The sequence below is a fragment of the Robertmurraya korlensis genome, from assembly GCF_023715225.1.
In the GTDB taxonomy this organism is placed as follows: Bacteria; Bacillota; Bacilli; order Bacillales; family Cytobacillaceae; genus Robertmurraya_A.
In genome coordinates this window covers 25326-38640 of the sequence record NZ_JAMBNS010000019.1, presented here as the reverse complement: position 1 = coordinate 38640, position 13315 = coordinate 25326, and the positions used below count along the sequence as shown (strand labels likewise).

The following is a 13315-nucleotide window of genomic DNA, read 5'->3' as shown; positions in this document are numbered from 1 at the left end:
TTTTTACTATTTGTATTTCAAAATCATAGTTTCTTTATTATAATGAGTAAAAGTAACTACATGTAGGTAAATAGACTTGTAAGAATACCTAACAAGAACAGGGCAAACGGGGGAGTAGAATATGTTTAGGGAGAAAAACCGACTCTTTAGTTTATTAAGTCGAAAAAGGACATCAAGTAATAAAAGGAATAGATATATTTTTCAATATCCTTCGAGATTTCCTCTTAAAAGTAAGTGGGATTCATTAAGACTAGGGCAGAAATACGGATCAGCTCTTGTTTTAATGCTTATTTTGTTTACTGCCTCAACAACCATAGCATTTACCCTATTAACATTAGCAAACAAACAAATGGAGAATGTAAAGGCAGCTGGTGAAAAGGCAGTGATGATCTCAGAAGCTAGTGCTATTTTTCATCAAAAGAACAGCATGATTGGTACTTACATAGTTGATACAAAATCTAGACATGTTGATCAGTTTAATAAGATATCAAAGGAATTTAATCAACTTAAAAAAGAAATTCAACCGGCTTTACAATCAGGTAAAACTCAAACAATTTTCTCAGAAATTGATAAAAATGATCAAAAAATCACCGATCTTTTTACCGATGTAATTGTTACTGAACTGCAAGCAGGGAACGAATATAAGTACCGACTTGGTAAATTACAGGTAGATAATATTGTTTATGAAACGGTCGTAAAACTCAATGATCTCTCAGAAGAATTAAAAAAGGAATCCTCCAAATCAGTTTCAACGGCAAAAGCGAGTTTAACCACTGTATTGGTGGTATTAGTTATTTCTATTATCGTATCTGCTGCCATAGGTATTATTACGATTATTCTTGTATCAAGAGCAATTTCAAATAGATTAAATCAAATAGTAGAAGTTACAAATGAAATTTCAAATGGAAATCTAGATGTTGAATGGGTTATAACAAGTGACAAAGATGAAATTACAGATTTAAGTAATGCGATAGGCACAATGAAAAACCAGCTGCAATCTATGATTCAAGAGATTAGCGCTGTTTCTTCGGCGGTAAATGACAGCAGTGGTGAATTAACACTTGCTTCTTTGGAAGTAAAGGCAGCTAGCCAGCAGGTGGCCTCTACAATGGAGGAGTTATCTGCAGGAGCTGAAGAGCAAGCACATTCTTCTTCAAAGCTGGCAGAAATGATGGATGATTACTTAACAAAGATAGATCAGGCAACCAATAGTGGGACAGTTATTAAAGATTCCTCGAATCATGTACTAAGCTTGACCGATCAAGGTCATGAGCTAATGCAGCAATCTCAGGCACAGATGAAGACGATTAATGAGATTATGAATTCTTCTGTGGAAAAGGTACAAGGATTAAATGAAAGTACAAAGAAGATTACCTCTCTGGTCAAAGTAATACAAGATATTGCATCACAAACCAATTTACTTGCATTAAATGCAGCCATAGAGGCGGCAAGGGCAGGTGAACATGGAAGAGGGTTTGCCGTTGTTGCAGATGAGGTTCGTAAATTAGCAGAACAAGTTACCTTATCAGTAGGAGATATTACTAATATCGTGAACGGAATTCAGGTGGAATCAAATGAAGTGGTGAACTCCTTAAAGGATGGGTATAATCAAGTAGAGAAAGGTACACAGCAAATTAATGTTACTGGCGAAACATTTAATCGTATTTACCATTCGGTAAATGAGATGTCCATTCATGTGAAAGAGATATCTACGAGTTTGGATGATATTTCCTCTCAAACAATGAATATGAATAGGTCTATTGAATCAATTGCGTCTGTATCACAGGAATCGGCAGCAGGAATTGAAGAAACAAGCGCTTCAGTTCTACAAACAAACCGGTCTATGGAAGGAATATCAGACAATATCCAATCATTATCAGAACTTGCAGACCAGTTAAATGCAATGGTTTCTAATTTTAAAATATAGTACTGTAAAAATATGAAAAAGTTCGCTTTCTTTAGAAAGCGTTCTTTTTTCCTATAGAGGAGTTTTAGGAATAGTGTAGAATTCATAATAAAGAAGTTCCTTTATAAGGAGAGATCCCGTGAATACGTTCCTTTCAAGTATAGGTATGGAAAATATACGAATCAATCAAATGAAGAAAAATAATATAGAGATACCAATTGAGGATCTCTTTAAATCATTTTTTATAGAATCACTAGATGCGATTATTTTCTGGAATGAAAATATGAATATCATAGATGCAAACGATGCTGCCTGTCGTTTATTTGAATGTAGTCTTGATCTATTAAAGCAATATCCTATCGATGCTTTTGTGTACGAAAAGGACGACAAGTATCATGCCATCATAAAAGATTTAAACAGAAGAGGTTCCATTCGAGACGAATTGCTATTTCAAATGTACAATGGTCAAATGAAATATCTAGAGTTTTCTACTAAGCTATTTGTCGTTGACGGATATCACATGACCATTTTTAGAAATGTGACTGAACGGTACCAAATGGAAAAAAAACTTAGAGAGAGTGAGCAGAAATTCCGAAAGATCTTTGAAGGCTCTCTTGACGGAATGTTATTATGGGATGAAAATCAAAGAATTATTGATTTGAATTCTGCCGGTGAAAAATACTTAAAAGCAAATAAATATGAAATTGTCGGAAAAACAATGCGTGATTTACTGATCAATTGTCATTTTCCAGATGACGAGTTAAATGAAGTTATGAAAAATCTCATGATTGAAGGTCATGCAACAGGTACATTAACCTTAACAACAAGAAATGGGAAGACTTTGCATTATGAGTATACCACCAAGCAAAATGTAGTAAGCAACCTAAGTTTAACTACCTTCAGGGATGTTACGGAAAAGCTTGAAATGGAGGCAAATCTTCATAAATCTGATACCCTTAGTGTAATCGGTCAGTTGGCAGCTGGAGTTGCACATGAAATTCGTAATCCGATGACTGCATTGAAAGGTTTTATTCAGCTTTTAGAAGACTCTAGTGAAGGACAACATTCCATGTACTTTGATGTGATTTCAACAGAACTAAATCGCATTGACGCGATCATAAATGAATTTTTAATATTAGCAAAACCACAAGCGATTAAATTTGTCGAGCATAGTATTACTCAGATCATGTCAGAAACAGTCAATCTATTAAGTGCACAAGCTGTTTTGTACAATGTTCAGTTCCTCCTTCATTATGATGATGATTTACCAATATTAATCTGTGAACCTAATCAGCTGAAAAAGGTCTTTATTAATATGATTAAAAATGGCATAGAAGTGATGCCGAGCGGTGGATTTATCACGATTTCAATGAATCATACAACAGATAATCGGATACATATTTCCATAAAGGATGAAGGCTATGGCATACCAGAGGAAAAACTGAAAAAGCTCGGTCAGCCGTTCTATACGACAAAGGAAAGAGGAACTGGCCTAGGTCTTATGGTTTCTTATCGGATTATAGAGGAACACCAGGGGACGATAAAAGTCGAAAGTGAAGTTGGAAAAGGGACGGTATTTCATGTGTATTTACCAGTTGGAAAATAAAGGTGGAGTCATATATGAATAGATGGTTTGGAACGGTTGAATCAGAGTTAGGGACCATTTATATAGTAGTCGAAGATGGACTGGTATCGGCCGTTCATATTGGAGAAGAGGATTTTCAGAAGCACGAAAAAGGTAAGCAACCGATTTTTTCACTTGATAATGAACTGATAAAAGAAGCGGTACAGCAAATGGAGGACTACTTTTCAAAAAGAAGAAAGGACTTTGATTTGCCACTTCGGATAGAAGGTACTGAGTTTCAACAGTCTGTTTGGAAGGTCCTTCACTCGATTCCATTTGGAACAACTTACAGCTATCAGGAAGTAGCAGAAAAGATTGGAAATAGTAAAGCGGTTCGCGCGATCGGACAGGCGAATAAAGCAAACCGTCTTCCTATTATCATTCCATGTCATAGAGTTATAGGGAAAAATAAGAAGCTAACTGGCTATGCAGGCACACGTATTGATATAAAGGAAAAGCTCCTTACTTTAGAAGGAGCTGGCTTTAAACAATAGTAAGATTACGAGTAGAGAATCCATCTACTCGTATTTTTTTGTGCGCAAAAATGTAACTAACTCTTCAATGGATCTGATTTCATTACGCTTAAGAATTAATGCTCTACCTATCTCTAAAGCTTTTTCTTTCGCAGAAATTCGTTCCTTTTCATCCGAAAGGCTATCCAAGTCTGCAACATGGGCAAGACCGATTGTTCTTCTTATAAGTTCACATCCAGCAAAGCCGACCGCATCCTGAAAGTATTTTTGTAGAGTAGAAGAAAGGAAACCTTCAATACGTGCAAATGGTTCTAAATTGTCATGTTCCCATAGTACTGAAAATTGATTTTCATACTCATTCCAGAAGGTTCTTACATGTGAATATACTGCATCGGTTTTTTCTTCGAAGGCAATTGCTTGGAACAATAGATTGGCAATTACTTGACCAATATCAAAACCGACAGGACCAAAGTATGCAAATTCTGGGTCAATTACTTTTGTTTCTTCCTTCGAAACAAATAAGCTTCCTGTATGAAGATCTCCATGTAAAAGTGCTTCAGCTTCCGTTAAAAAGCTTTTTCTTAGTAAGGCTACTTGAAGTTTTAACTTTGTATCACTCCATAGTTTTTCAACAGTTGAAGTGAGCTGTGGTTCAAAGTCATTTGTCTCTGCATTAAAATAAGGATCTGAGAAAATGAGGTCTTCAGTAATTTTACATAATTCTGGGTTAATAAATTTTCCAACAAGCTCTTTCTTTTGTCCCTTATCCAAACCAAACTCCGATGTGAAAAAAGTAGTATTGGCTAAGTATGTTCCAAGATGGGTTGCTAGCAAGGGATATTCATTTCCATCAATTAACCCTTTTCTGGCGATAGTCAAATGAGATAAATCTTCCATAATCGTTATTGCTAACACTTCATTCGTATAATACACTTCAGGAACAAATTCAGGAGCGTGCTTTTTAAATAGTTTTAATGCTTCAGCTTCAATCGTTGCTCGTTTTAACGTAAGGGGCCATGACTCTCCTACTACTTTTGCATATGGAAGAGCTTGTTTGATAATGATTCCTTTTCCATCTTGTTCTTTAATATGAAAAACTAGATTTAGGTTTCCATCTCCTATTTCTGTACACGATAAAGTACTATCTTCGGAGAATAGATTTCTCTCTTTTACTAGTGAGATGGCTGTTTCTTCTGTTAGTGGTTGATAGGTTTCTTGTACTATTGTTGACATAATGATTATCCTCCTATTGCATAAGAAAAACCTCTTTCTGCTTGAAAGAGGTTTGAGGCTTAAGTCAACAAACCTCTTATCTACCAGAAAGGAAATTTCTTTCTGTTGGAATTAGCACCGTGCCTTACGGATTTTCCGGCGCTAAATTGATAGCGCCCCATTTCACAATGGTATTACGGTCGGTTGCTGGGCTTCATCGGGCCAAATCCCTCTGCCTACTCTTGATAAGAGATGTAATTTTCAGTTAATATTTTCTGATGAGAATCATATCAGCATAGTGTTAAAGTTGTCAATAGTTTTTAATATAAGTCTGTTCGACGGTCTGAAAATATCGGAATCGTGTTGCGGACTTTTTTCACTTCTGCTAAATCAATTAGACCAGTAACGATGGATTCATTTTCGTCTCCCTCTGCAATTACTTCTCCCCAAGGATTAATAATCAAAGAATGACCAGCAAACACATTGTCGGGGTCTGAGCCAGAACGATTACAGGCTATGACAAAGCATTGATTTTCAATTGCTCTTGCAATTAATAAAGATCTCCAATGATTCAAACGAGGGAGAGGCCACTCAGCAACTACTACGATGGTCTCTGCTCCTTCTGTCGTATGAGCACGAATCCATTCAGGAAATCGAATGTCATAGCATATTAATCCTGCAAATAGATGATTGTCGAGCGCAAAGATTCCTTTTGAACTTCCAGATTGAAGATGTTCATGTTCATTCATTAGCTTAAAAAGATGAGCTTTGCTATACGTAGAAACAAGTTCACCTTCGTTATTTATGACAAGCAGTGTGTTATACACACCGTTGTTTTCTTGAGAGGCAACAGATCCACCAACAATATGCACATGATGTTGTTTAGCTAATTTCTGCAGAAATTCAATGCTGTTTTTGGCTTCCACGTCTGCAAGAACATCAAGGCGGGTTAAATCATAGCCTGTTGTCCATAACTCTGGAAGAATGACTAAGTCTGGTTTTTCAGCCATTGCTGACTCTATTAAACTTTCTGCTTTTAGAAAGTTATCTTCTACATTTCCAAAGCTTATATCCATTTGAATACAAGAAACTCTCATAAGAAATCACCTTTTCTAAAAAAATATTAGTAAAAATACTTTACAAGTTGTCATTTACGATATACATTTGTGACTAGTTTTTCAATATAAAAATTGCCAATTACCCGAATATTTAAAGTAGGTGGAAAAAAGATGATATATCCTCAATCCAAATTATTAAAAAGCTTACCAAAACAATTCTTCGCTTCACTTGTTGCTAAAGTAAATAAACAAATCAGTGAAGGTCATGATGTGATAAACCTGGGACAGGGAAACCCTGATCAACCGACAGCTTCGCATATCGTAAAAGCCCTACAAGTAGCAGCAGAGAATCCGAATAATCACAAATACTCCCCTTTCCAGGGCTTCGCATCATTAAAAGAAGCTGCTGCGACATTTTACAAAAGAGAATATAACGTAGATATTAATCCAGAGAAAGAAGTTGCCATCCTTTTCGGAGGAAAAGCTGGGCTTGTTGAAATCCCTCAATGTCTATTAAATCCAGGTGAACATGTTCTCGTCCCTGATCCGGGTTATCCTGACTATTGGTCGGGTGTTGCTCTTGCACAAGCAGAAATGATAACCATGCCGTTGAAAGAAAAGAATCAATTTCTTCCCGATTATACGGCGCTATCAGATTACGAGCTAGAAAAGGCAAAGCTTATGTTCTTAAATTATCCGAATAACCCGACTGGTGCAATAGCCAATGCAGATTTTTTTGAGAATACAGTGGCACTAGCTAAAGAGCATGAGATTTGTGTTGTTCATGATTTTGCATATGGAGCGATAGGTTTTAATGGTCATAAACCAATTAGTTTTCTACAAACAGAAGGTGCAAAAGACGTGGGGATTGAAATATATACGTTATCTAAGACGTATAATATGGCAGGTTGGAGAGTAGGCTTTGCGGTTGGAAATGAAAGTGTCATTTCAGCTCTTAATTTGTTGCAAGACCATTTATATGTAAGTCTTTTTGGAGCTGTCCAAGAAGCAGCAGTTGCAGCATTAACTGAGTCTCAAAGTTGTGTTCGGGAGTTAAATTCATTATACGAATCTAGAAGAGACGTGTTTATCGGAGGACTTCAAGAATTAGGTTGGAATGTGGTAGCTCCTGAAGGGTCATTTTTTGCATGGCTAAAGGTTCCTACCGGCTATACATCTGAACAATTTTCAGATCTATTGCTAGAAAAGGCACATATTGCTGTTGCCCCTGGAGTTGGTTTTGGTTCATGGGGAGAAGGTTATGTCCGAGTTGGGTTATTAACCTCGGAAGCGCGTTTGAAAGAAGCGGTTGAAAGAATTTCAAAGCTCCAAATTTTTAGTTAATGTATTGACAGTCGAATTAAATTCTGGAATAATCAAAATCAATTGAAAGTATAAACAATAATTCCATAATGAAAACATTCGTTTTCTTATCAAGAGCAGGTGGAGGGACGAGCCCGACGAAGCCCGGCAACCGACTTACATGTTTTGTAAGCACGGTGCTAATTCTTGCAGCAATGGCTGATAGATAAGGAGATGTTAGTTTACGATACTAACCTCTTCTTGATGACAAGAAGAGGTTTTTTTATGTATACCCGTATAGGAGAGAAAGGACGAAAGCAAATGAGTGAAATCATCGCAACGTACTTGGTACATGACGCCAAACACAACCCTGAGAAAAAAGCAGAGGAAATTGCGCTTGGTTTAACGGTTGGATCATGGACTCAATTACAAAAGCTTGAGCAAGAGCAATTGAAAAAATATAAAGGTAGAGTTATTTCTGTAGAAAAATTACACATAGATGAACATACGAATGAAACGGTAGCGGTGTTAAAAATCGCCTATCCTTCAAATAACTTTTCGCTAGACCTTCCAGCTATTTTAACAACAGTGTTTGGAAAGCTGTCTCTTGACGGGAAGATTAAGCTATTAGATCTTGATTTTTCAAAAGAGTTAAAAACGGCTTTTCCAGGTCCTAAGTTTGGTATTAATGGTTTAAGAGAGAAGCTTGGGGTATATAATCGTCCGTTATTAATAAGTATTTTTAAAGGAATTCTTGGTAGAGATCTTCCGTTCCTCGTCAGCCAATTGCGCGAACAGGCATTGGGAGGAGTCGATTTTGTAAAGGATGATGAAATTCTTTTTGACAATCCATTAACTCCTTTTGAACAGAGAATTACTGGTGGAAGAGAAGTTCTGCAACAGGTTTATGAAGAAACGGGACATCGGACCTTGTATGCTGTGAACTTGACAGGTCGTACGTCTCAATTAATTGACAAAGCAAAAAGAGCAAAAGAACTTGGTGCGGACTTATTATTATTTAATGTGTTTGCGTATGGACTTGATGTTCTCCAAGAATTACGTGAAGAAGCGGCTGTCGATCTTCCGATAATGGCACATCCAGCTGTAAGTGGAGCACTCACTTCGTCTGATGTATATGGAATTTCTCATTCCTTGCTACTAGGAAAATTGTTGCGTTACGCTGGAGCAGACTTGTCTTTATTCCCATCTCCATACGGTTCGGTAGCTTTGGAAAAGAAAGCAGCATTATCAATTGCCGAAGCATTAACAGATCCGTCAGAACCTATGAATAAGAGTTTCCCAGTGCCTTCAGCAGGAATTCATCCTGGTCTTGTTCCACTTTTACTACAAGATTTTGGCTTAGATAGTGTCATTAATGCTGGTGGTGGTGTTCATGGGCATCCGGCTGGAGCGAAAGGTGGAGGTCTTGCTTTCCGCCAAGCGATCGAGTTAAGTCAAAAAGGATTGCCATTGAGAGAAAACTCGCAGCAATATCCTGAACTAGCAACTGCGATCGAACTGTGGGGAGTTACTGAGGTGGCAAAACCATCATGAGCAAGAAATTAGCCGTATTTTGTGATTTCGATGGCACGATTACCGAAAAGGATAACATTATTGCCATTATGAAAAAATTTGCTCCCCCAGAATGGGAAGCGCTGAAGGACGACATATTATCTGAGCGCATTTCAATTAGAGAAGGAGTGGGAAAGCTTTTTTCGTTGCTACCTTCCTCAAAAAAAGAAGAAATCATTACGTATGCGATTGAAAATGTAAAAATTCGTGAAGGATTTACTGATTTTGTGAAGTTTTTAAAGAATCAGGATATCCCTTTGTATATTGTTAGTGGTGGAATTGATTTCTTTGTATATCCGATATTACAAGCGTATGGTCCCTTTTCAGGAGTGTATTGTAATGCTGCTGATTTTAGAGGTGAATATATCAATATTCTTTGGCCGAATGCATGTGATGAGCATTGTCAAAATGATTGCGGATGCTGTAAACCTAGTATTATTCGTGGACTTAATGAAAATTTCTACAAAGTCGTTATTGGTGATTCAGTAACCGATTTGCAAGCAGCTAAGCAAGCGGACCTGGTCATTGCAAGAGAACTGCTCCTAGAAAAATCAAAAGAGTATGGACTGAATCATAAAGAGTTTGTTAATTTCTATGATGTGATCAATCATATGTCGCAGGTAAAGGAGTTGATTGGATGAGTCTGTTAACAAAACGTTGGGAGGAGCTTGCTGATGTGAAGGATGAGCTCGCTGTTCGAGATTGGTTTATGGGAACGAGCGGGAATTTAGCCATAAAGGTTAGCGACAATCCATTGCAATTCTTAGTAACAGCAAGTGGCAAGGATAAGAGAAAGCGAACGTCAGAGGATTTTCTACTTGTCAATGGAAATGGAAAACCAGTAAATGAGACCCATTTGAAGCCTTCTGCTGAAACCTTATTACATGTTGAAATCTATAACAAAACAGCTGCTGGTTGTAGTTTACACGTTCATACAATCGATAATAATATCATTTCTGAATTATATGGCGATCAAGGAGAAATCACCTTTACTGGACAGGAGCTCATTAAAGCATTTGATTTATGGGAAGAGGATGCCGTTCTCAAAGTTCCCATTATCAGTAATCCAGCTCATATTCCAACACTAGCACAGGAGTTTAGTGAGCATGTAAAAGAGGATAAAGGTGTTGTGTTAATCAGAAATCATGGGATAACCGTTTGGGGAAAAAATGCATTCGATGCAAAAAAACTACTCGAAGCATCCGAATTTTTATTTCGCTATCATCTAAGACTTTTAGAATATAAAAAATAAAATTTAAAGGAGTAAAAAAAATGGCACATATCGTATTTCAAAGTTCAAAAGAAGAAATTAGAGATCAAAAAGAAGTGGCAGCGTTTTTACAATCTCAAGAGGTAATCTATGAGCACTGGGATATTACAAAACTTCCTAGTAATCTTCAAGAGAAATATATTTTAACAGATGAAGAAAAAGCAGAAATCCTAACAGCATTCTCAAATGAAATTGCAGAAATTTCAGAGAAGCGTGGATACAAAGCACAGGACGTTATTTCTCTTGCTGAACACACTCCAAACCTAGAGCAACTATTAACGAACTTCCAACAAGAACATCACCATACAGATGATGAAGTCCGTTTTATTGTTAGTGGACACGGAGTGTTTATTATCCAAGGATTAGATGGTGAATTTTTCGAGGTGTTTCTAAGCCCTGGTGATCTTATTTCTGTACCACCGAATGTTAGACATTATTTTACCCTACAAGAGGATAGAAAAGTAGTTGCCATCCGTATTTTTGTAACAACTGAAGGTTGGGTTCCAATCTACGAAAAGAATGAAGTAGAAGCTTAAAAATAGTTTACAAGGCACTAGAGTCTAAACTCCTAGTGCCTTTATTACTTTTGGTGGATAAAATCGATAATTGTCGAAATATACTAGGGATTTCAGGGTGTTTTTTGTCGTATGCAAAAATATTAAGAAAACTTTGTCTTATTTTGCGATTCTATTTACTTTTATTCAATTTCTTGCAATAATTCATCAAGTGATGAATTTTATTTAGGGGATTTAAGGAGTATTAGGAGGTTAACGGGGTGCAGCAGAATAGCAGGGAAATGCTTGCCACGATTCAACAAATGAGAGAGAAAATGATTGAATCTGCACAAGCAAATGGTCTAAGTGGGGTAGAGACAATTGAGTGTAGTCAAGAGCTGGATAAACTAATTTTTGAATATCAATGTTTATCACAAGAGAAGAAAAAAAGCAAAAAAGAGAGAAAGATTACCAGAAAACAATCTATGTTTGTTTGGCCTAATAACATCATATGCATTTAAATAGATTGAAAAGGAAGGAGACGATTGCGCTCCTTCCTTTTTTGTGGATATTCTAATGAATGGCTCGTTTTTTAAATCTTCCTCCTCTAACTTCAGCAATATCTGCAACGGCTAGAAAGGCATTGCTATCAAGATCTTCCACAATGAGCTTGAGCTTTGCTTCTTCAAGTCGTGTAATTACACAGAAGATCACCTTTTTATCATCTCCTGTATAGGCTCCTTCTCCAGTTAGGAAGGTGACACCCCGGCCGAGTCGGGCCAAAATCGCATCACCAATTTCTTTATACTTATCGCTAATGATCCATGCAGATTTTGATTGATCTAACCCTTCAATAACGATATCAATGGTTTTAAAAGCAATAAAATAAGCTAGGATCGAATACATCGCTCGGTCCCATCCAAACACAAATCCCCCTGTACCAAAAATAAAAATATTAAAAAACATGATTACTTCTCCAACAGAAAAAGGAACCTTTTTATTAATTAATATGGCAAGGATCTCTGTACCGTCCAGTGATCCTCCATAACGGATGACGATTCCTACACCAGCTCCTAAAGCAATTCCTCCAAAAACGGTTGCTAATAGGATGTCATCAGTAAAGGCAGGAACAGGATGAAGATATACGGTTGTAATTGATAATATGGTAATAGCGAAGAGTGTAGATAGTGCGAAGGTTTTTCCGATTTGTTTATATCCGATGAAAAAGAATGGAACATTTAAAATGAAGATAATTAGACCAATTTTAATAGCAGTAATATGAGACAAAATTATTGAAATCCCGACAATTCCACCATCCATAATTTGATTAGGTATAAGAAAAATCTCTAATCCTACAGCCATAAGGATAGCACCAATAAATATAAAAATGGCTCTTTTAATAATACTCTTTTTTGGTAATTTCCGGTGCTGTATATGGTTCTCTAAATTCATTTGAATGGCTTCATGAACAATTTGTTTTTCCATTAAGTCACCTCCATAAGTATTGATCCTTGTTTTTTATTATACAATAAATCGTTTCAATGTAGGTAAAGCTGGAACTTGATCTTGCAAAGGGAATAAAAAAATCGGCATGAATCTCTCATGCCGATTTCATATTAAGAAAAGAGGTCAATTAACAAAATCATAAACAGTAATCCAGAAATGAAGGAATAAGTTGATGTTCGTTCATTTCCATCCCCATGACTTTCAGGTATTAGCTCTTTATATATAATGAACAGCATAGCACCAGCTGCAAAGGCTAGGCCATATGGGACGAGGCTTTCAACAAAGGAAGTTAAATAGAATCCTAGTAAACTTGTAACAATCTCAATTGCTCCTGTTAAAGTAGCAACTATAAACGCTTTGACTTTCTCAATTTTTTGATTTACTAAAAATAGTGCAACTAAAAACCCTTCTGGAGCATTTTGGAGTCCGATTGCAAAAGCGATTAAATTACCTGTATTAGCTTCAGCATTTGTAGCATAACTAACTCCAACTGATAATCCCTCGGGAATATTATGGAGAGTAATCGCTGCAATAATCAACATTGCTTTTTCATCAAATTCCATTTCGTATTTTTGAGTCGTATGCTGTAAATCAATATGAGGAATTCTCATTTCTAACCAAGTTAAGGTAATGACCCCTAAAAGGATACCAATCATTAGAGGTATAAATCCGCTAGTATTAAGGGCTTCAGGAATCAGGCCCATCGTGGAAGCTGCCATCATAATACCCGCCGTAAAAGCAAGTAAACTATCTCTCCAACGGTGTGTCACAGAGCGATGCATAAACAAAATGATTGCTGCTCCTAATCCCGTTGACATTGCAGAGAGAACACTTCCAAGCAAAACTTCATTCATTCAGGTTCCCCCTAAAAATAAAACTTAGGTAATACTCTCTATTA

13 protein-coding genes and 2 riboswitches are annotated in these 13315 nt (G+C 36.7%); of the genes, 9 read left to right on the top strand and 4 right to left on the bottom strand.

The features are described from left to right. The first annotated feature begins 283 nt into the window (after positions 1-283). The 3 genes from M3175_RS22890 to M3175_RS22880 all read left to right on the top strand — a co-directional run bounded on the left by M3175_RS22890 (position 284) and on the right by M3175_RS22880 (position 4024). Positions 284-1927, top strand: coding sequence for a methyl-accepting chemotaxis protein (locus M3175_RS22890; RefSeq protein ID WP_251523908.1), 1644 nt, complete (start codon positions 284-286; stop codon positions 1925-1927). Between the two features lie 118 nt (positions 1928-2045). After that, positions 2046-3512 carry a PAS domain-containing sensor histidine kinase gene (locus M3175_RS22885; protein ID WP_251523906.1) on the top strand — a complete coding sequence of 489 codons (1467 nt, stop codon included), beginning with the start codon at positions 2046-2048 and terminating at the stop codon, positions 3510-3512. A 14-nt stretch (positions 3513-3526) separates the two neighbouring features. Next, positions 3527-4024: a methylated-DNA--[protein]-cysteine S-methyltransferase gene (locus M3175_RS22880; RefSeq protein WP_251523904.1), complete on the top strand. Its 498-nt coding sequence runs from the start codon at positions 3527-3529 to the stop codon at positions 4022-4024. A gap of 24 nt (positions 4025-4048) precedes the next feature. Here the strand turns inward: M3175_RS22880 and mtnK are convergent, their stop codons facing one another. Together mtnK and M3175_RS22870 are read right to left on the bottom strand one after the other, a co-directional pair. Beyond that, a complete protein-coding gene (gene mtnK / locus M3175_RS22875; RefSeq protein WP_251523902.1) occupies positions 4049-5236 on the bottom strand; it encodes an S-methyl-5-thioribose kinase in 1188 nt (395 codons plus the stop codon). A 73-nt stretch (positions 5237-5309) separates the two neighbouring features. After that, positions 5310-5467, bottom strand: a riboswitch (SAM riboswitch). A gap of 68 nt (positions 5468-5535) precedes the next feature. Further along, complete coding sequence (locus tag M3175_RS22870) at positions 5536-6312, bottom strand: carbon-nitrogen family hydrolase (protein WP_251523900.1); 777 nt, start codon at positions 6310-6312, stop codon at positions 5536-5538. A 132-nt stretch (positions 6313-6444) separates the two neighbouring features. Between M3175_RS22870 and M3175_RS22865 the strand changes: the two genes are divergently transcribed. From M3175_RS22865 to M3175_RS22840, 6 genes are all read left to right on the top strand, one after another. After that, positions 6445-7617, top strand: coding sequence for a pyridoxal phosphate-dependent aminotransferase (locus M3175_RS22865; RefSeq protein WP_251523898.1), 1173 nt, complete (start codon positions 6445-6447; stop codon positions 7615-7617). An 83-nt stretch (positions 7618-7700) separates the two neighbouring features. Continuing rightward, a riboswitch (SAM riboswitch) is annotated at positions 7701-7808 on the top strand. 88 nt (positions 7809-7896) lie between these two features. Beyond that, positions 7897-9129 (top strand): 2,3-diketo-5-methylthiopentyl-1-phosphate enolase, encoded by a 1233-nt coding sequence (locus tag M3175_RS22860; protein ID WP_251523962.1) that lies wholly within the window; start codon positions 7897-7899, stop codon positions 9127-9129. Further along, positions 9126-9788: a 2-hydroxy-3-keto-5-methylthiopentenyl-1-phosphate phosphatase gene (locus M3175_RS22855; RefSeq protein ID WP_251523896.1), complete on the top strand. Its 663-nt coding sequence runs from the start codon at positions 9126-9128 to the stop codon at positions 9786-9788. Before M3175_RS22860 ends, M3175_RS22855 begins: the two co-directional genes overlap by 4 nt. Further along, positions 9785-10399 carry a methylthioribulose 1-phosphate dehydratase gene (locus M3175_RS22850; RefSeq protein WP_251523893.1) on the top strand — a complete coding sequence of 205 codons (615 nt, stop codon included), beginning with the start codon at positions 9785-9787 and terminating at the stop codon, positions 10397-10399. The genes M3175_RS22855 and M3175_RS22850 overlap by 4 nt, the downstream gene beginning before the upstream one ends. A gap of 20 nt (positions 10400-10419) precedes the next feature. After that, the gene (mtnD, locus tag M3175_RS22845; RefSeq protein WP_251523891.1) at positions 10420-10953 is read left to right on the top strand and encodes an acireductone dioxygenase; all 534 of its coding nucleotides are present in this window, start codon (positions 10420-10422) and stop codon (positions 10951-10953) included. 239 nt (positions 10954-11192) lie between these two features. Then, the gene (locus tag M3175_RS22840) at positions 11193-11432 is read left to right on the top strand and encodes a Spo0E family sporulation regulatory protein-aspartic acid phosphatase (protein ID WP_251523889.1); all 240 of its coding nucleotides are present in this window, start codon (positions 11193-11195) and stop codon (positions 11430-11432) included. A 52-nt stretch (positions 11433-11484) separates the two neighbouring features. Here the strand turns inward: M3175_RS22840 and M3175_RS22835 are convergent, their stop codons facing one another. Next, positions 11485-12363 (bottom strand): YitT family protein, encoded by an 879-nt coding sequence (locus M3175_RS22835; RefSeq protein ID WP_251523960.1) that lies wholly within the window; start codon positions 12361-12363, stop codon positions 11485-11487. A gap of 164 nt (positions 12364-12527) precedes the next feature. Beyond that, on the bottom strand, positions 12528-13271 hold the full coding sequence (locus M3175_RS22830) for a ZIP family metal transporter (RefSeq protein ID WP_251523887.1): 744 nt from the start codon (positions 13269-13271) through the stop codon (positions 12528-12530). Positions 13272-13315: the final 44 nt, after the last annotated feature.